The following is a 16,834-nucleotide window of genomic DNA, read 5'->3' as shown; positions in this document are numbered from 1 at the left end:
CGATGATGAGAGATCTGCGTGAATTCGTGACGGCTCATCCGTGGGCGTACGCGCTACCTGCTGGACTCATTTCGGCCGCTTACGTCCTCCTCAACGCGCCATATCCCGGAACGTTCGACTTCGGAATCGTGTTCTGGACGGGACTGCTCGGCGGAGTAGTAACCCTCGGTGGAAAGAAAGAGGCGAAGGGTATCGGATTTCGAACCGGATTAGTCGGGTCACTTCCGATCCTATGGGATATGATCCCCACGGTCGGTGCGATTTTACAGTTCGACCAGCCCGTATTTTTCGGAGCCTTGGAGGTACTCGTCGTGTTCGTACTGATCGCGTTCGTTGCCGTGATGGTCGGTGTGTCCGGGGCAATCGCGGCGATGATCGGGAGATGGCTATCACGTAAATTCGGTTCGAAGAAACCCGAACCAGTCGGCAGCTAAAACCCGGTTTCACCGTCCCGATTCCGCCGGATCGACGACCGTACCGGTTTCCACATCTACCCCGACCCGCTCGCACAGATCCGCCATCGGACACGCCTCCGGCCCGTCCAGACAAGCGGGCTTTCTCGCGGAACAGTATTCGCGCCCGAACTGAATGCTCGCCGTGTGTCCGAACCCGCACTTTTCGGCCGGAACCTCGCGCTCCAGCACTTCTCGAACTTCCTCGTGGTCGGCGTCCGGCGGCGCGATACCCAGCCTGCGATAGATTCGGTGGACGTGCGTGTCCACGGGGAAAACCCCGGCCTGGCCGCCGGAGAAGAGGAGCACGCAATCGGCCGTCTTCGGCCCGACACCGTTCATCTCCAACAGTTCGTCCCGAACCTCGCTCGGTTCGCCCTCCCTGACGAACTCGTCGAACGCCGCCGCGCTTCCGAAGTTGGCGAGGACGCGCTCGGCCGACTCGGTTATCACCGTCGCTTTCTGGTTGTACAGTCCGGCGGCGTGAATCGTGTCGGCCAGTTCGCCGTGGTCGGCCTTGGCGAGGCGTTCGGCGAGATCGTCGCCGCCGTATCTTTCGACCAAGGCGTCGTGTGCGGGTTGGCTCGCCACGTCGCTCGTGTTCTGGCTGAGGATGGTCCGGACGAGGCAGGTGAAGGCGTCCTGCCCGCCGTAGCTCTTCTGCCAGTACAGTTCGCCGAGTCGGTCCACGACCTCCTCGGCGCGCGTCTCGGCGTCGGCGGGGGTGAACTCGGCCGCCATGCCGCCGCCGTCCACCCCGCCACTGATGTTTTCGATGGGTTCCGGGTCGTCGCTCATGCGGTGTTCTCGGGTCGCTATCGGATAAAAACCATCGGGCCGTCGGGCGAGCGGTTACTCGACTTCGACGGTGACGACGGCCTCCATGCCGTCCGCCAGCGCGTTCACGAGGTCGCGGTTGAATCCCTCGGCGGCGAACTCACATCCGACGACGAACGTTCGTTCGTCCACGTAGTCGCTCGTGCGTCCGACCATGCTTCGGTCGCTGTCGAATTCGAGGTCGGGATGTCCGCTGCCGGTGACGGTTTCGCTGTGGTCGCCCGACTCGACGGTCACGGTGATGGTGGCCTCCTCGTCACGGCAGGCGTCCACGAATTCTGGGTCGAAATCCGCGGGCGCGCGGTCGGCTTCGATGGCGAGGATGCAGTCGCCCGCGGGCGTGAGGAAATCGTCCGTCGTGATTTCGAACGTGCTCGCGTGGCGGCCGGACACGTTCTCGTGGCCGCGCGCGTGAATCGTCTCCTTCATGGTGTCGGGTTTCCGCGGGAACACTTCAGCGTCGCCATTTCGACGTCGTCATCGCGTGACCGTTACCGTCACCGCACCGCATTCGCACTCGTACGCGTGGCGGGTTCCGGCGCTCGTCTCCATCGTCAGCATGAACTGAGACTCGCCGAGTTCGCGGTCGCATCCGGTGGCTTCGCAGGTACATCGGAGCGCTTCGATCATACCCGGAGTTCCGTTCGCGTCCTACGTTAAATCGACCCGTGGGTGGGGTGAAAGTGAAAACCGTCCGTAGCGACTTCCTTGGACATGTTTTGACCGATACTGTCGGAACTCGGATTCGTTCTCCCGTCACGGTCGCTTGCATGCGCCACCTTCCATTTATAAACGGCTGGGCAGGCGTGTGTCAACCGTTTCCACGGCGTAGGGGGCGTGTGCTAAGCGTTTCCACGGAATTCGAGGGCACAACATTTAAATAGCTATGTCGAATACTTCGTAATACCTGAACGCTTCCGGCGTCACGGTAGCACCGCGCGTCAACCAATGATATGGGAATATTGTCATCGGCTGGTTGGTATCAATCGTAGAGTAGCGATGCTCTTATCCGCCGGAGCGGAAGGAACCGAGGTTTAACTAAGAATGGTAAGCGTAACAGAAGAGGATCTTCAGAACAAGTCGAAAGGTGAACTCATTAAACTCGCGGGACAGCTCCGAGACCGACGAAACGAGCTGAATCAGCAAGCGAGCAAGCGCGCGTCCAAACGCGACGAGCTGAACGCGAAGACGCGTGAGAAGGTGGACGAAGCCCAGGAACACCGAGAACAGCGAGACAACCTGAACGAGCAGGTTCAGGAACACAAAAAGAAGCGTAACGAACTCAACGCCGAAGCGAACGAACTGTTCGACCGCGTCGAGGAGCGCAAATCCGACCTCGAACTGGACGAGGGAAAGGATTTGGAGCAGCTCAAGAAGGAAATCGAAGAGCTCGAGTTCAAACAGCAGACGGAAGTTCTCTCCACCGAGGACGAGCGCGAACTCATCGAGAAGATCGAGGCCAAGCGCGACGAGTACACGAGCCGTAAGGAAAAGCTCGACCAGAGCGACGACCTCGAGGAACTCGTCGAGGAGGCAGAGGAGGTTCGCGCCGAAGCGAGCACCCACCACGAGAAAGTGACGGAACTCGCGGACCAGGCCCAGCAGCATCACAACAAGATGATCGAGGCCTACCGCGAAGCCGACGACATCCGTGACGACGCCGACGAGATGCACGAGAACTTCGTGGAGGCACAGGAAGCGGCCGACCAGCACCACGAGGACTTCGTCCGCGTCCAGAAGCGCCTCCGCGAACTCGACAAGAAGGAGGAGAAGGAGCGCAAGTCCGAGAAGGCAAAGGAGCGAGAGGAGGCCAAGGCCGAGGCCGAGGAGATCTACCAGCAGTTCAAGGAAGGAGAGACCCTCGACACCGAGGACCTCATGAAGCTCCAGAAGACCGGTCTGCTATAATCTGCGAACCCTTTACTAGCGAACTTTTAACGCCGTCGCCCTCCCTATAACGGGTATGGCAAGCGGACGCTCGGCCGACAGTGGTGGCCGCGGGCAACGGCTCGCAATCGTTCTCGTCGGAACAGTGCTAACGGTGGCGGTCGCGTGGTGGCTGTTTCTCTCCTTCCCCACGTCGCTCGTGGAACTGCTCGGGGTGCTCCTCGTGTTGCTCGCGGGTGTGATGGGGGCGCGGTTCGCCGCCCGGGTGGCAACACAGCGGTTTCCGTCGTACGACGTGGCGGAAGTCGCCGTCGAAGGGCCGATACGGCGGGACGCCGGCGGGGGGCTTCCCTCGGCGAGCGGAACGCCCGCCGACGACATCGTGGAACAGATCGACCGCGCGAACGACGACGACAACGCGAAGGGACTGCTGTTGCGGTTGAACACGCCGGGCGGCGAAGTCGTTCCGAGTGAAGATATCCGTCTCGCCGCCGAGCGGTTCGACGGACCGACCGTCGCGTACGCGACGGACGTGTGTGCGAGCGGCGGCTACTGGATTGCGAGCGGGTGTGACGAACTGTTCGCCCGCGATGCCAGCCTCGTCGGCAGCATCGGCGTCATCGGTTCGCGGGTGAACGCCGCCGAACTGGCCGACCGGGTCGGCCTCTCCTACGAACGGCTTGCGGCGGGGAAGTACAAGGACGCGGGCGTCCCGCTGAAGGAGTTGGACGGCGACGAACGCGACTACCTACAGGGAATCATCGACGGCATGTACGACGACTTCGTCGAACGCGTGACGGCGGGCCGCGACCTCGACCCCGAAACGGTCCGCGAAACGGAGGCGCGGGTGTACCTCGGCGACGAGGCACACCGACTCGGACTCGTGGACGAACTCGGCACGCACGAGGACGTGGAGGCCCGACTCGCCGAGCGGTTGGGCGTGCCCGAGGTCTCGGTGGGGGAGTTCGAACCGAACCAGCCGCTGCGTCAACGGTTGAACCTCGGGGCGCGGGGAATCGCCTACTCGTTCGGCGCGGGTATCGCGAGCGTGGTCGGCGATGAGAAGGGGGACGTGGACGGCTTCGAGTTTCGGGCTCGGTAGTCGGGAACTCAGTCGCTCAATTCCGCGATGACCGTCGCTTCCGTTTCGTGGCCGGGTCGTAATCGTGCGCCAGCAGTTCCTCGGCCGTGTGTCGCCCCATGAACCGGGTTCCGCCGACCAGCAGTGCGCGAGCCATGCGGTCGATGCGGACGAGCGGCCGATAAATCTACAGGAACCAGCGAAACCGGGACGGGAATGCCACGACCTTTTATCGCTCTCCCGACTAGCACAGGCATGGCGACCGAAACGGGAACACACGGCTATCGAACCGAACACGGCGGCGACTTCGGACGGACGTACTTCCGGCAACTCGGCGATTTCGCGGTTTCCTCCATCGGTCTTGGGACCTACCTCGGCGATCCCACCGACGAGGTGGACGAGGAGTACGACGAGGCGATCACGACGGCGGTCGAGGGGGGAATCAATATGATCGATACGGCTGTCAACTACCGGTGCCAGCGGAGCGAGCGCGTCGTCGGGCGGGCGCTCGCCGACGCCGACGTCGACCGTGATGCCGTCTTCGTCTCGACAAAGGGCGGGTTCGTCCCGTTCGACGGCGAGCGACCCGAAGAACCGGGGACGTACGTCAAACGGGAGTTCGTGGACACCGGCCTCGTGGACGCTGACGACCTCGTTCGCGGAAGCCACTGTATCGCGCCCGACTACATCGACGACCAACTCGACCGGTCGCTCGACAACCTCGGATTCGATACGGTCGACTGCTACTACGTCCACAACCCCGAGACACAACTGTACTCGAACTCGCCCGAGGAGGTGTACGACCGGCTCGAAGCGACGTTCACCCGACTCGAAGAGCGCGCCGCCGCGGGCAACATTCGGTACTACGGCGTGGCGACGTGGAACGCCTTCCGCGTCCCGGAGGGTCACGACGACTACCTCTCGCTCAGGGAGGTCGTCTCCCGCGCTCGGAGCGCCGCGAAAGCCGCCGAGAACACGGCGACCCACTTCCGCGTCGTTCAACTCCCGTTCAACGTCGTCATGGCCGACGCGTTCACCGTCGAGTCACAGGACGGCCCCGACGGGAAACAGAGCGCGCTCCGGTTCGCCCACGAAGCGGGGTTGAACGTCGTCACGAGCGCGAGCATCGCGCAGGGAGATCTCGCGGCGGAGATGCCGGAGGAGGTCGCGGAGCGACTCGCCGGGGAGACGGCGGCCCAACGCGCCATCAACTTCGCGCGGAGCGCGCCCGGCGTGACGAGTTCGCTCGTCGGTGCGAGTGCGACGAACCACGCTCGGGAGAACCTCGATGCGGGGCGCTACGACCCCATGGGCGCGAACGCGTTCGACGCGGTTTTCGAATAAATGTCAGAATTGGATCCTATATGTCCTTCCACGAACTGCCACAGTCCGGACACGACCGAATCGAGTAAACTTCCGACGGATCGTTTCGTGTCTTCAGTGACTCCCCGCAGTCCGAACACGAGAGACGACCGTACGTGTCTTTCTCGACTTCTCCCTTTCGTAGACCGCTTCGAACTGATTGCATCGAGTGAACAGATATCACACTGTACCATATACGCACCGACGTAAATGATATGATACATACATCTGTGGAAAAATCGACCTTTAATCGATCACTTTCTTTTTAATACCAACGGCTGTTGGGCCAACAGACATTTAATTCGGTTGTTCAAATATATCACCGCCAAATGGATACTATTCACCGACGCCATCTTCTCCGTCTCACAGGGGCGAGTCTCACCGCGGTCCTCGCCGGTTGTTCCGACAACGAAACCGGAGGGAACACGACCGAGGGAACGAAAACGTCCTCGTCCGGGAACGCGACGACCGATACCGCGACGGACACGACGACCACGGAAACCACGACGGCAGAACCGGACCAGACCCTCCACACGAAGTACAACAGCAGGGAGAAGTTCGCCTCGCCGGGGACGAGTTTCGAAACGTTCAAAAGCCCGTCCGACTGGGAAGCACGTGGCGGGTCGATGACTCCCGACACGAAGGTCAAATACTCGGGATCACAGAGTCTCCGACTTGAGGGAAAAAGCGGCCACCACGCCATCATCGAACGGTCGCTGACCGACCCGATGGATTTCACCGATCGCGACATTTCGGCCATGATCCGGACGACCACGCCCTCGAAAATCGGCTTCTACATCTATCTCGAGGACACGAGCGGCAACAGAGCCGTGCTGGAACTCCGGGACATCTCCTACCGAGCGCCCGACGTCGGATGGTTCCGCACCTGCCCCGGCGTGTACAAGGTCGACGGGAAGGAACCGGACCTGAGCAGCATCGGCCGCATCATGTTGCAGGCCACCAACGCGACGAACGACGACGTGAACGTGTGGGTCGACGACGTTCGCCTCCATCGGAAACCCGACACGGGGTACGTCATCCTCAGCTGGGACGACGGCAAACGGAGCTACTACGACGACGCCGCACCGGTTCACGACGAGTACGATTTCCCGGCCGTCCTCACCCACCCGCCGCACTTCGAAGACTTGAAGCGGAAAGCGTTCATGTCCCTCAAAAATCTGAAGGAGCGTGAATCGAAGGGCGACGAGGTGGTCGCACACGGAAGCGCCCAGTACTCCTTCTCCGAGACGTCGGCCTCGAAACTCGATGGAGTCATCGAGAAACACAAACAGTGGCTCATCGACCACGACTTCGGTGGTGCGAACTTCATCGTCTATCCCGGAAACAACTTCGACAGGGAGGCGCTCGGGGTCGTCTCGAAGTACCACTACATGGGCGGTATGAACCAGTCGGGAAGCCCCAACACGACCGGCGTCCACGGGTTCGACCCGCTCGTTCTCCCCCGGACCATCGGCGAAGATCTAGAGATTTCGAAGACCGTGGTCGATAACGTCGCCAAATACCGGAACTGCGGTATCCTGAACTTCCACGACTTCAAGAACAGCAATACGATGTCGGTTTCGGACTACGAGAAGCTCCTCGCGTACATCGACGGGACCTCCGGCGTCGAGGTCATCACCTTCTCGGACCTCTGGGAAATGCGAACGAATACCGCACCGTAGGCCGTCTCTTTGCCCGTTTCGGAAGGTTTGACTCCCCCCTCGATAAACCACTCCATGTGTCCCGGGGCCGACTCTTTGCATCACTCAGCTCGATGGTCTTTCTGGTCAACTTCGCTCGTGTGGTGTTCGCGCCGTTGCTCGAACCGCTCAAACACGAGTTTCTGGTCAGCGACGCCACCATCGGGCTGGTCGCCTCGCTCGTCTGGCTCGGGAGCGCGCTTCCCCGCATTCCGACGGGGTATCTCCTCACCCGCATCGAACGCCACTACGTCGTCCTCGGTGCAGGTGTCGTACTGACCGTCTCCTCCGGACTTACCGCGTTTGCGCCGAGCGTCCCGCTCCTCGCGGTCGGGGCGTTCTCGATGGGCGTCTCCAGCGCGGTGTACTTCATCGCCGCAAACCCGCTCGTGAGCGAACTGTATCCCGAGCGCGTCGGACGTGCGCTCGGCATCCACGGCACGGCGAGTCAACTCGCGGCAGCCATCGCCCCCGTCTTCGTCGGCGTGACGCTGACGGTGGTCGGGTGGCGGGGCGTTTTCGAACTGCTCGCGGCCGTTGCCGCCGTTGTGACCGCCGTGTTCTTCGCCGTCGCCCGCAGAACGGACCTGCCGGAGGCGGGCGTCGCTGACCGCGATTTCCTCACGGCGTTTCGCCGCCAATGGCCCATCATCCTGAGTGGCGTCGCCATCATCGGCGCGACCGGCCTCGTCTGGAACGGGCTGTTCAACTGGTATCCGAGTTACATCAGCCAGACGAAGGGGCTCTCGTTGGAAACCGGCCGCACCCTGCTGACGGTCCTGTTCGCGGCGGGCGTTCCGGCGTTCTGGTTGACCGGACGACTCGCCGACAGGCTTCCGCACGTTCCGCTCATGTTGTCCATCCTCGGCAGCTTCATCGTCTGTCTCGTCTCGCTGACGCTCGCACAAGGACTCGCGGCCATCGTCGGCATCTCCCTCGTCCTCGGGTACGTCATCCACAGCCTGTTTCCCGCGCTCGATACGTACCTCCTCGATTCCCTGCCGGACGAAAACAGGGCCAGCGCTTACGCCATGTACAGCGGGCTCGCCATGATCGGACAGGCGGGAGGCAGTTCGCTCGTCGGCACGTTGCTGGATGCCCAGTTCGCGTTCGACACGATCTTCAGAACGCTCGCGGTCGGCCTGTTCGCCATTCTGGCGGTGTTGCTCGCGCTGCACCGGACCGACCGACTTCCGACCGGCGCGGTGACGAGCTAGGTCCGGTCAGTCGAACGCCGACCGGCAGGCACGTATCGTCGTCGGAATTAACGTTTCATCGGGGTCGAGGCCGACGAATACGCCGGCGTTCTCGTTCCATCCGACGACGTTGATGCCGTATTCGAACACGCGACTCGTGAGTTGGAGGTCTCCAAGCGGGGCGAACAGCCTCTCCTGTCTGACCTCGACGAGGTTTTCCAGTACGAGGTCGTGGAGTATCTCCTCGCGCTCTTCTTCCGAATAGAGCGATCCGATATCCTCACGCATGTAGACGATATCGAACGATTTCTCCTCGATGTTACCCGTCGCGACCGTTCGCAACCCGTCCCCCACGGCGTCTCGGAGGGCGTCGGTGAGTGCCTTAGTTTTCATTGCCTCCAGCTATTGGAAGTGATCTGATATTAATCCATCCGGTTCTGCCGACTTCACGCCACTTTTCTTCCCCCTCTCCTAAGCCCCTCTCAATGGAGTACGTGCAGGAGCAGGTGACGACGCTCCACGACCTGACCGGGCGGATTCCGGACGCCCCGCCCGACCGCACCGCCGTCGTCGTCCCGATGACCGACGCGGAGTTCGGATCACGGACGGCGGACCGCGTCCTGTCGGCGCTGGAAACCGTCTCACCGAACCGCGTCGTCATCCCGCTCCGCGCGCCATCCGACTCCGTCGGCGCGGTTCACGACTGGCTTTCGGGATTCGACCTTCCCCTCTCCCTCCTCTGGTGTTCCAACCCCCGAAGCGAGGCGCTGTTGGACGACCACGGGCTAACGGGACCCGCAGGTAAGGGACGGGACGTGTGGCTGGCGCTCGGCGTCGCCGCGGCCGACTCCGACTTCGTCGTCTGCCACGACGCGGACACCAAGACCTACGATCCGTCCATCGTCCCGCGGCTCATCGCACCGCTCGACGACGGCTTTTCGTTCACGAAGGGCTACTACGCCCGCGTCGAGGAGAACCGCCTCTACGGTCGCCTGTTCCGCCTGTTCTACGCGCCGCTGGTCCGAACCCTGCGTCGCGCCGACGACGGACGAATCCTCGACTACCTCGGCGCGTTCCGCTACGCGCTGGCGGGCGAGTTCGGCATGACCGCGGACCTCGCCACGGGCATGCGCGTCGAACGCGATTGGGGCTTGGAGGTCGGCACCCTCGGCGGCGCGTTCGAACACGCCGGATTCGACGGAAGCGCGCAGGTGGACCTCGGGCGCTACGAACACGACCACCGCGGCGTGGCCGGACCGGGCGGCCTCTCCTCGATGAGCGAAGGCGTCGGCGCGGCCCTCTTCCGCGTCTGTGAGAACCACGGCGTCACGCCCGCGTACGAGACGCTTCCCGAACGCTACCGCGACACCGCCCGGCGGTTCGTCCGGCAGTACGCCGCCGACGCCGCGTTCAACGGACTGACCTACGATTCGGCGGCCGAACGGGCGCAGGTCGAGACGTACGCCGAGGCCGTTCGACCCCCGGACGGCCACGAAATCCACGCCGTCCTCCCGGCGTGGGACGATGTCGACATCGACCCCGACGAGGTTCTGGAGGCCACGCGCCCCATTCTCTCCGAACGGCATTGACGGGAGGTCCGCGAAGCGAAATTACCACGTTGGCGCGCGCTGGCACGAGCCGACGGGCACACCGCCCGAAGGCTCGTGCCGATAGCGTGCGAGGGATGAGCATCGCAGGCCGAAGGGCGAGAAGCACAATCGGCTGGGGAGGGTGTGGTCGTCGCGGTGCTGTGCGGTCGGTGGGATTGAAAGGGGCCGCTCGGTCGCGCTTGTCGTGGTCGGTTCTACAAGCCACTATTCTCGTACGCTCCGCACAGCCCGTACGAGAATATCTTGTGGAGCGACCGCGACCGGGCGGGGGCTTTCGAGGTCTTCTCTATGACGATTGTGATAATTCTACTCGGAAAGGCACCCGATGCACAACAGGATTCCGAGAGGGATATTTGAACCCGTCGAGACGTTCCTGCTCGCTCACTGTCGTTCGCTCCGCGGGCGTGCGACTCGCCTGCTCAAATCACCCTGACCGTTCATCTTCTCACGCGACCGAGAGCCACGGCTCTCGGTCAGTTACGTTCGGAGAATGACGCCGAGAGGGAGATCTGAACCACGCCCGGACGGTCCTGCTCGCTCACTCGCGTTCGCTGTGCGGGCGTGCGTCCGGTCTAGTTCAAATTCCCTGACCACTTTTCCAACCACGGAGACGGGTCTCGACGTTTGCTCACCTCCGTTCGCAACGTCTCGACTGGTCACGATGTGGTTGGAAAAACGCCGAGAGGGAGATTTGAACTCCCGTGTCCGTGAGGACAGCAGATTTCGAATCTGCCGCCTTGGCCGGGCTAGGCTATCTCGGCTCATCTCCCAGTACCGCGTTTTGCGGTTTATGGGTTTCGATTTTCGTCACGGAAACCCAGACGACCACCACATTAAAATCGATGGCCGTCGCTTGATATTTCATGGACGTTACAGACGCGAACACCGAGGCGAACTCCGTCCTCGATGCGATCGGAACCGCCGTCATCGCCGACCGCGAATTCCTCGAAACGGTCCTCCTCGGCGTCATGGCACAGGGACACGTGCTGCTGGAGGACGTGCCCGGAACCGGAAAGACGCTCACCGCGCGGAGTTTTGCCTCCGCGCTCGGCCTCTCGTTTAACCGCGTGCAGTTTACCCCTGACCTCCTCCCGGCCGACGTGACGGGGACGCACGTGTTCAACGAACAGGACCGCAAGTTCGAGTTCAACGAAGGTCCCATCTTCGCCAACGTCGTCCTCGCCGACGAGATCAACCGCGCGCCGCCGAAGACGCAGGCCGCGCTCCTCGAAGCGATGGAGGAACGACAGGTGACGGTGGACGGCGACACCCGCGAACTGCCGAAGCCGTTCTTCGTCATCGCCACGCAGAACCCCGTCGAGCAGGAGGGAACCTTCCCGCTCCCCGAAGCGCAGGTGGACCGCTTCGCCGTGAAAACCAGCCTCGGCTACCCGGATCTCGACGGCGAAATCGAACTCCTTCGCCGGCGTTCGGCCCGCGACAGCCAGAGTCCGTCCGTCGAAACCGTCCTCGACAACCAACTCGTCACGGACCTCCAGTCGGTCCCCGAGACGGTTCGCGTCGAGGAGGACCTGCTCGAATACATGGCCGCCATCGCCCGCGGAACCCGCGAGGACCGCCGCGTCGAAGTCGGCGTCTCCCCGCGCGGGACCCAGCGCCTGTTCGAGGCGACCCGCGCCCGCGCCGCCATGCAGGGCCGCGATTTCGTCACCCCCGACGACGTCAAGCGCGTCGCCTACCCCGTGCTGGCCCACCGCGTCGTCCTCACGCCGGACGCGAAGGTGAACAACGCGCGAAAGGACGAAATCGTCGAGTCGGTGCTGGACAGCGTCCCCGTGCCGACGGTCGAATAGCCGAAAGAAGTCCCTTCTTTTCCGTTTCACGCTCGCAACGCCGACGTGAGCGCCAGCGCCGCGATCAACAGGAACACCAGCGCGGTCACCGGTTGGCCGCCGCTTCCAGTTAAATACATGCCGTATCCGACGCCGCCCGCCGTGATGCCGATGACCGTGCTCGACGCGGCGTGCATGACTTCGAGGGTTTGGGTGTCCGCCTCCCGACCCAACTGCTCGCCGACGTTGATGGCCTGTTCACCGAAGTCCCACGCGAGGACGGCGGCTATCGCGCCGGGAATCAGGAGTTCCGGGGGCGCGGCGACGAGGCTCCCGGCCAGAATTCCCAGCAACAGGACGAAACTGCCGACCGTGACGAGGCGGCGACTGCCGCGAACGACGCCGGCGGCGACGAACAGGAGTCCGAGGATACCGCCGAGCGCACCGACGCCGCCGAACAGCGCGCTCGCTCCGACCGCGAGCGATGCGGCGATGATGGCAAGCAGTTGGCTCACCCGCGCCGGCGAGCGGTCGATGGTTCCGTCTCGAACCTCCGTTCCGCTCATCGCGCCCACCGCCTGTTCATCTTCGCCAGTGTCACGCCGAGGAGTTCGTCGGGGTTCCAGTCCACGACTCGAATTCCGCCGGCGCGGAGCGTCCCGATTCGCTGTGCCCGCTCCGCCCGTGCGAGTCGTTTCCCGGTGGTCTCGTCCGTCGTCGGGTTCGGACTGATGACGGTCACGGCGTGACCCATGGCGTCGAGCCGCCGCGCCACGTCCGGCGCGAAGCGGTCGCAGAGCGGCGAGAAGTACACCACCTGCGCCTCGCTCGGGATCCGTCGTCGAAGCCAGCGCAGTTTCACGGTGGAGTAAAACATCTCCTCGGGCGGGTTTTGGCCGAACGCGCTCGCGTGCGAGAGGAGTTGCCGCGCTTTCGCGCGGTGGGTTTCGCCGGTGCCGGGCGCGAGCCATACCTCCTCCGGGCCGAGCGCCGCGATGCCGACCCGGTCGCCGCTGTCGAGTAGGGCGCTGAACGCGTCCCCTGCGGCGCGAATGGAGTGTTCCACCGCGCCGGGTTCCTCCGCGTCTACCGTCAGGTACGCCTGCTCCCGAACGTCGACGAGGAGGACGACGGTCGCGGTTCGCTCCTCGCGGAACTCGACGGTCGTCAGCTCGCCCGTGCGGGCCTTCCGTTTCCAGTCGATGCGGGAGAGCGGGTCGCCCGGTCGATAGTCTCGGGTGGCGAAGAATTCGACGCCCGTTCCACCTTCGCGGGTCGCCACGCGCCCGACGTGACGAATCGTCTGTTCGCGGAGCGGAACGTCGTCGGCCGACGATTGGAGCCGGGGGGTGCAGGTGATCGTCGTCTCGTCTTCGAGTTCGAACTCGCGTTCGAGCGCGCCGCTGAAGTCGCGAGCGATGGCCTGTGCCGGACCGAAGGCGTGGTCGCCGCGAACCGCTTCGAGGGTGTAGCTGAAGGTGTCCCGTTTGCCGGGGCGAAGCGCCGTCCCGAGTCTGGGCGATCCGCCCGTCACCCGGAGTCCGTCGGGCACGCCGTCGACGATTCTGAGGTCGGGGGCGGTCGTCTCGCCGACGTTTTCCACCGTCACCTCCACGGTCGTTTCGTCACCCGGTTCGAGAACCGGGTCGCTCACGACGCGCGTCAACTCGAAGTCGGTCGGCGGCGGCGAGGCGGTCCGGGAGTACGCCGCGAATGCGACGCCGATCACGCCGACGAGGAGCGTGACCGGACTCCCGGTGAAGACGCCGACGCCAGCCGCGAGGAGCGCCATGGCGCTCACCCCGTGCCACCGGTTGGTCTCACGAACGACGTTCATCGGTCCTCCTCGATGTAGCGGGTGATGGCGTCCGCCGTCTTTCGAGCGCGGTATTGGAACGCCGTCTCGCTGCCGAACGACTGGCGGAACCACTGTCGCCACGACCGGCGCGGGGAGGGGTGCCCCGCCACGAACGCGGCGGCCTCGGGATCGTCCGTCCATTCGCCCGTTTCGATGCGCGTCCGCGCACCGTCGTCGGAACACCCCTCGCGCTGGACGATGGCCTCGATCAGCGCCTCCTCGAGTCGTTCTCTGACCGCCTTGCGCGACCGAAATTTCCGCTTTCGCGGCCCCGAATGGACGGTTCGAAGTCGGTCGTCGAACTCCTGCCCGGGCACCGGCAGCGTCACGTTCGTTTCCGGGTCGCCCGTTCCCGCCCCTTCGACGTCCGTGTGTCGCCGCGCCTGTACGACCCGGAGTCCCTGTACGAACGCCAGCAGGCCGACGAACTTCACGAACAGGTCCCGGAGCGGGAAGAGCGACGCCAAGTCCGGCGCGAACACCATCGCCAATCCCCCTCCGACGGCGAGGATGCCGATCGCCGTGACGGCCGAGCGGGCGTTCATTCGTCGTCCCCCGCGTACGTCCGCTCGATGCGGCGGAGCGCGGCTATCGCCCGCTCTTCGTGTTCGTCGTTCGCCTCGTGGCCGCCGTATCGGACCTCCTCGAAGACGCCCGTCAGTTCGCTCACGTCTTCGGGGTCCATTCCGGCGTCCACGGCGGCGGCCGCGAACTCGCCCGGCGTACTCGACTCCGGCGAGGGGACGTGTAGATACTGGGTCATCTCGCTCCACGCCCGGTACACCTCGTTCTCGACGCTCGATTCGGACTCGATTCGGTCGGCCGCCTCGCCCGCCGCCCGCCCGACGGCGGCGATGTCCTCCTCGCTCTCTTCGAGTACGTCCGCCTCCGGTGTGTCTTCCTCGCTTCCGCTCGAACTTCGAACGAGGAGGACCACCGCCCCGACGAGCGCGATGCCGAGGACGAGGAACATCAGAATCGAGGGGGACATGGTCTTCGCGCCGTCGCCGAGGCCGCCGGTACCGCCCTGCGGGAGCGAAATGTCGCTCCGGTTGAACGTGCCCATCAGACCGCCGTCCCTTTGGAGGGGCGACACCGTGCAGGCCGTCAGTAGCGCGTGAAGGAGCAACACAGGGATTCCGACCGGCCCGATTACCGCGAACGCGCCGAGGCCGCCCGCCTTCCGGTAGGCGACCCCCACGAGGAGCAAAAACGCCCCGAGGATGAGCAGGATGGCGGGGGCCGTATCCAGAACGGGGTAGCACGGCATCTGGAACGGCATCGACGGACCCCCGCTACCGGCGACTTGCGGTGCCGACGAGTTCGTCCGACTGCTTCCGACGCCGCCGGGACCGCCACCGAGACCGGTTCCGGACCCGTCTTCGCTCACGGCGGAGTTCAACGTCGCGGCGGCGAACGCGATCGCGAGAATACAGAGGAGGGCGATTACGATTGTGCGGGCGGTATCTCGTTCCACGGTACCGAGTAGCGGGATTGATAACTTAGGTTTTCTGTCTCCTTCCGGGAAACTTGGTACCGGTGTTCATAGCGATGACAAGAAATATACCGTCGGAAACGAGCGGTCCACCCGATGGATGTCGAGATACACGACGACCGTCTCGCGCGACAGATGGAGGGGGAGGAGTTCGTACTGGCCGTCGTCACCGCAACGAAACCCGACTTCTACAAACAGGCACCCGTCGTCGCCGCGGCGCGCGACCGGGGCGTTCCGTGTTTCGTCCTCCACACCGGCCAGCATTACGACGACCTGCTCGGCCACGGACTCGACGAGTACGACCTCGCGGACCACATCGCGGTCGACCTGAACGTTCGGGGCGGTCTCACGCGGAAGACGGCCGAGTTGATGACCCGAATCGAGTCCGTCGCCGACACGCTGGCCTCCTCGTATCCCGACACCACCGTCCTGCCGGTCGTCCACGGGGACACGCTCGCCGCCGGAATCGTCCCGCAGGCGTGGCTGTTCGCGACCAACAGCGGCGTCGCCCACAACGAGGCCGGCCTCCGCGGTATGGCTCCCCCGTTCGAGAACTACGGGACGCCCGCCGAGTTCGTCGAGGAGCAGTGGCACGCCGACTGGGAACTGAACCGAACGGAACCGTTCCCGGAGCAGTACGACACGTTCGTCGGATCCGCCGCGTCGACCTACCACTTCGCGCCGACGGCGTTGAACCGCGAGCACCTCGTCCGCGAGGGCTACCCCGAGGAAGTTCACGGTCGGGGGCGGATTCCGGTCGTGGGCAACTCCGTCGTGGACGCCATCGGGATGAAAAAGGGCGGCGACGGCGAGAGCGTCTTCGACGTGTACCCGATTCTCGAACGTCGAGACGATTGGATTCGCGTGGACGTCCACCGTCGGGCGAACCTCCTTCCCGACCGCTTTCGCGCCATCGTTGACGCGGTCATCGGCCTCGTCGAGACGGGGTACAACGTCAACTTCGTGGAGTTGAACGCCACCAAGGCCGCGCTCGAAAACTACGGCCTGCGCGATAAACTGCTTCGACTCGCCGACGACAACGACAACTTCCTCTTCAGCGGCCTCTGGAAACGCCACGCGCACGTCTACGAGTTCCTCGAATCCGGGCAGTGTTTCGCGGAACTGACCGATTCCGGGAGCATGCAGGAGGAACTCAACCACATCGACGAGGCGATCTGTCTGACCGCGCGATTCAACACCGACCGGCCAGAGACGGTGTTCGAGGCGAACACCAACCTCCTCGTCCCACCGATTTCGGGCGCGTTCGTGCGGGGGATGGTCGAACACGTTCACGGAGACGACTCCCTCCGCGAGCGAATGCGGTCGGGGCCGTCGCTCTACGGCGAGAACGTCGCCGACGACATCGTCTCGTTTCTCTCCGACCGCCGCGACGAAGCGCCGTTCGAGTGGGCGCACGAACGTGCCGGGTTCGACGCCGGACGACGGGCGTTCGACTATCTCTAATCGGGGGCACGAACGGAGTTTCGCCAGCCTTCACGGCGCACCGGTCAAATTCGACCGGAAACGCGGTGTGATACAACGGCCAACCGTTATGCCGCGGGC

Annotated in this window: 18 protein-coding genes and 1 tRNA gene; 9 read left to right on the top strand and 10 right to left on the bottom strand. The window is 63.9% G+C overall.

Features of this window, described 5'->3' with window-relative positions; all coding sequences use genetic code 11:
- The first annotated feature begins 2 nt into the window (after positions 1 to 2).
- A complete protein-coding gene (locus LJF34_RS06825) occupies positions 3 to 434 on the top strand; it encodes a DUF5518 domain-containing protein (RefSeq protein ID WP_231184101.1) in 432 nt (143 codons plus the stop codon).
- A 9-nt stretch (positions 435 to 443) separates the two neighbouring features.
- Here LJF34_RS06825 and nth read toward each other — a convergent pair whose 3' ends face one another.
- From nth to LJF34_RS06810, 3 genes are read right to left on the bottom strand one after another with little or no spacing between them, the layout of a single operon-like run.
- Positions 444 to 1,250, bottom strand: a complete 807-nt coding sequence (gene nth, locus LJF34_RS06820; RefSeq protein WP_231184100.1) for an endonuclease III — start codon at positions 1,248 to 1,250, stop codon at positions 444 to 446.
- Between the two features lie 54 nt (positions 1,251 to 1,304).
- Positions 1,305 to 1,718, bottom strand: a complete 414-nt coding sequence (locus LJF34_RS06815) for a DUF371 domain-containing protein (protein WP_231184099.1) — start codon at positions 1,716 to 1,718, stop codon at positions 1,305 to 1,307.
- A 48-nt stretch (positions 1,719 to 1,766) separates the two neighbouring features.
- Positions 1,767 to 1,919, bottom strand: coding sequence for a hypothetical protein (locus LJF34_RS06810; protein WP_231184098.1), 153 nt, complete (start codon positions 1,917 to 1,919; stop codon positions 1,767 to 1,769).
- A gap of 414 nt (positions 1,920 to 2,333) precedes the next feature.
- Here LJF34_RS06810 and LJF34_RS06805 point away from each other — a divergent pair, with 414 nt between their 5' ends.
- The 3 genes from LJF34_RS06805 to LJF34_RS06795 all read left to right on the top strand — a co-directional run bounded on the left by LJF34_RS06805 (position 2,334) and on the right by LJF34_RS06795 (position 5,601).
- Entirely contained in the window at positions 2,334 to 3,197 is an 864-nt protein-coding gene (locus tag LJF34_RS06805) for a coiled-coil protein (RefSeq protein ID WP_231184096.1), read from the top strand.
- A 55-nt stretch (positions 3,198 to 3,252) separates the two neighbouring features.
- Positions 3,253 to 4,278, top strand: a complete 1,026-nt coding sequence (sppA, locus tag LJF34_RS06800) for a signal peptide peptidase SppA (protein WP_231184095.1) — start codon at positions 3,253 to 3,255, stop codon at positions 4,276 to 4,278.
- 234 nt (positions 4,279 to 4,512) lie between these two features.
- On the top strand, positions 4,513 to 5,601 hold the full coding sequence (locus LJF34_RS06795) for an aldo/keto reductase (RefSeq protein WP_231184094.1): 1,089 nt from the start codon (positions 4,513 to 4,515) through the stop codon (positions 5,599 to 5,601).
- 16 nt (positions 5,602 to 5,617) lie between these two features.
- Here LJF34_RS06795 and LJF34_RS29165 read toward each other — a convergent pair whose 3' ends face one another.
- Complete coding sequence (locus tag LJF34_RS29165) at positions 5,618 to 5,785, bottom strand: HVO_0758 family zinc finger protein (protein ID WP_303646669.1); 168 nt, start codon at positions 5,783 to 5,785, stop codon at positions 5,618 to 5,620.
- Between the two features lie 163 nt (positions 5,786 to 5,948).
- On the opposite strand from LJF34_RS29165, the gene LJF34_RS06790 reads away from it, so the two are divergent.
- Both LJF34_RS06790 and LJF34_RS06785 read left to right on the top strand, forming a co-directional pair.
- A complete protein-coding gene (locus tag LJF34_RS06790) occupies positions 5,949 to 7,301 on the top strand; it encodes a polysaccharide deacetylase family protein (RefSeq protein WP_231184093.1) in 1,353 nt (450 codons plus the stop codon).
- A 92-nt stretch (positions 7,302 to 7,393) separates the two neighbouring features.
- Positions 7,394 to 8,536: an MFS transporter gene (locus tag LJF34_RS06785; protein ID WP_231185049.1), complete on the top strand. Its 1,143-nt coding sequence runs from the start codon at positions 7,394 to 7,396 to the stop codon at positions 8,534 to 8,536.
- Positions 8,537 to 8,542: 6 nt separating this feature from the next.
- On the opposite strand, the gene LJF34_RS06780 is transcribed toward LJF34_RS06785, so the two are convergent.
- Positions 8,543 to 8,908, bottom strand: coding sequence for a hypothetical protein (locus LJF34_RS06780; protein WP_231184092.1), 366 nt, complete (start codon positions 8,906 to 8,908; stop codon positions 8,543 to 8,545).
- Positions 8,909 to 9,000: 92 nt separating this feature from the next.
- On the opposite strand from LJF34_RS06780, the gene LJF34_RS06775 reads away from it, so the two are divergent.
- On the top strand, positions 9,001 to 10,104 hold the full coding sequence (locus LJF34_RS06775) for a glycosyl transferase family 2 (RefSeq protein WP_231184091.1): 1,104 nt from the start codon (positions 9,001 to 9,003) through the stop codon (positions 10,102 to 10,104).
- A 697-nt stretch (positions 10,105 to 10,801) separates the two neighbouring features.
- Here LJF34_RS06775 and LJF34_RS06770 read toward each other — a convergent pair.
- Positions 10,802 to 10,886, bottom strand: a tRNA-Ser gene (locus LJF34_RS06770).
- Between the two features lie 102 nt (positions 10,887 to 10,988).
- Between LJF34_RS06770 and LJF34_RS06765 the strand changes: the two genes are divergently transcribed.
- Entirely contained in the window at positions 10,989 to 11,939 is a 951-nt protein-coding gene (locus LJF34_RS06765; RefSeq protein WP_231184090.1) for a MoxR family ATPase, read from the top strand.
- Positions 11,940 to 11,965: 26 nt separating this feature from the next.
- Here LJF34_RS06765 and LJF34_RS06760 read toward each other — a convergent pair whose 3' ends face one another.
- The 4 genes from LJF34_RS06760 to LJF34_RS29240 are packed head-to-tail and all read right to left on the bottom strand — an operon-like array spanning position 11,966 to position 15,253.
- Positions 11,966 to 12,484 carry a hypothetical protein gene (locus tag LJF34_RS06760; protein ID WP_231184089.1) on the bottom strand — a complete coding sequence of 173 codons (519 nt, stop codon included), beginning with the start codon at positions 12,482 to 12,484 and terminating at the stop codon, positions 11,966 to 11,968.
- Complete coding sequence (locus LJF34_RS06755; protein WP_231184088.1) at positions 12,481 to 13,755, bottom strand: DUF58 domain-containing protein; 1,275 nt, start codon at positions 13,753 to 13,755, stop codon at positions 12,481 to 12,483. Before LJF34_RS06755 ends, LJF34_RS06760 begins: the two co-directional genes overlap by 4 nt.
- On the bottom strand, positions 13,752 to 14,321 hold the full coding sequence (locus LJF34_RS06750) for a hypothetical protein (RefSeq protein WP_231184086.1): 570 nt from the start codon (positions 14,319 to 14,321) through the stop codon (positions 13,752 to 13,754). Before LJF34_RS06750 ends, LJF34_RS06755 begins: the two co-directional genes overlap by 4 nt.
- Positions 14,318 to 15,253 (bottom strand): DUF4129 domain-containing protein, encoded by a 936-nt coding sequence (locus LJF34_RS29240; RefSeq protein ID WP_231184084.1) that lies wholly within the window; start codon positions 15,251 to 15,253, stop codon positions 14,318 to 14,320. Before LJF34_RS29240 ends, LJF34_RS06750 begins: the two co-directional genes overlap by 4 nt.
- 114 nt (positions 15,254 to 15,367) lie before the next feature.
- Here LJF34_RS29240 and LJF34_RS06740 point away from each other — a divergent pair, with 114 nt between their 5' ends.
- A complete protein-coding gene (locus tag LJF34_RS06740) occupies positions 15,368 to 16,735 on the top strand; it encodes a UDP-N-acetylglucosamine 2-epimerase (RefSeq protein WP_231184083.1) in 1,368 nt (455 codons plus the stop codon).
- Positions 16,736 to 16,834: the final 99 nt, after the last annotated feature.

It is taken from the genome of Haladaptatus sp. DYF46 (genome assembly GCF_021083305.1).
GTDB lineage: Archaea > Halobacteriota > Halobacteria > Halobacteriales > Haladaptataceae > Haladaptatus.
This window is presented reverse-complemented; position numbering and strand designations above follow the sequence as displayed.